This window comes from Mesorhizobium sp. M0011 (genome assembly GCF_040324155.1).
Classification (GTDB): Bacteria; Pseudomonadota; Alphaproteobacteria; order Rhizobiales; family Rhizobiaceae; genus Mesorhizobium.
In genome coordinates this window covers 1-1,202 of the sequence record NZ_JAMYVQ010000076.1, presented here as the reverse complement: position 1 = coordinate 1,202, position 1,202 = coordinate 1, and the positions used below count along the sequence as shown (strand labels likewise).

General features: G+C 66.1%; 1 protein-coding gene. It reads left to right on the top strand.

Features of this window, described 5'->3' with window-relative positions:
* Positions 1 to 119: 119 nt before the first annotated feature.
* A partial coding sequence (locus tag NKK51_RS32375) for an IS110 family RNA-guided transposase (RefSeq protein WP_352556348.1) occupies positions 120 to 1,202 on the top strand: 1,083 nt, incomplete at its 3' end.

Here is a 1,202-nt window from a genome sequence, read left to right as displayed (position 1 = left end):
GCTAGACGTCATGTTCCGAGGCGGAGAACGGTGGGCCGCCCTTTCGTGCGATTAAAGACGAGGGTTGCTCGGATGGGCCGAGCCGATCCTCACGCACGGAGAGCGAGCCATGGGAGAGTATAGCGAAGCATTTGTCGCGTGATGTAGCCAAGAAGAAGCACGCGGTTGCGATCGCGGAGGGCGGCCGCACCGGCGAGGTCCGGTTCGTCGGCGAGGTCGAGAATGGTCCGGCGGCGATAGAGCGGACGATCAAGAAGCTGGGAAGAAAGTATGATCGACTGCACGTCTGCTTCGAGGCTGGGCCGACGGGTTATGGGTTGTGCCGGCAGGTCCGCGATCTTGGTCACGACTGCATGGTGGTTGCGCCGGCCCTGATCCCGAAGCGGCCGGGCGAGCGCGTCAAGACCAACCGGCGGGACGCGGTCACGCTGGCGCGACTGCATCGGGCGGGCGAACTGATCGGGGTGTGGGTGCCGGACGTAGTCCACGAGGCTGTCCGCGATCTGGTCCGAGCCCGCGAAGCCGCAGCCGACGACCTGCGCCGCAAACGCCAGCAGCTGCTCTCATTCCTTCTGCGCCATGGGCGGATCTACCAGAACGGCGGTCATTGGACATTGGCGCACCGGCGCTGGCTTGCCCGACAGAACTTCGAGCATACCGCGCAGCAGATCGTGTTCCAGGAGAAGATCGACGCGATCGAGGACGCGGCTCAGCGACTACACCGCCTGGATGAGCAGTTGCGCGCCGTCGTGCCAACTTGGTCCATGGCGCGAGTCGTTGAGGCCTATCAGGCCATGCGCGGCGCCTCGTTCCTGGTCGCAGTGATATTTGCGGCCGAGATTGGGGATGTGCGTCGCTTCGATACGCCGCCGCAGTTGATGGCCTTTCTCGGCCTTGTCCCTGGGGAGCGCTCGACCGGTGACACGGTTCGCCGGTCGAGCCTTACGCTCGCCGGCAATCGACGCGCCCGCCGCGCCCTGGTCGAAGCGGCATGGACTTACCGCTATCCTGCCAGGGTCAGTGAGACCCTGAGGGTGCGGCTCGAGGGGCTGCCCAAGGCCGTCCGCGATATTGCCTGGAAGGGGCAGCTCCGGCTCTGCGCCCGCTATCGTCGCCTCAGCGCCGCCGGCAAGAAGCCGCCGGTGGTCGTGGCTGCGATCGCACGCGAGATGGCCGCCTTCTTGTGGGCCATCGGTCGGGAG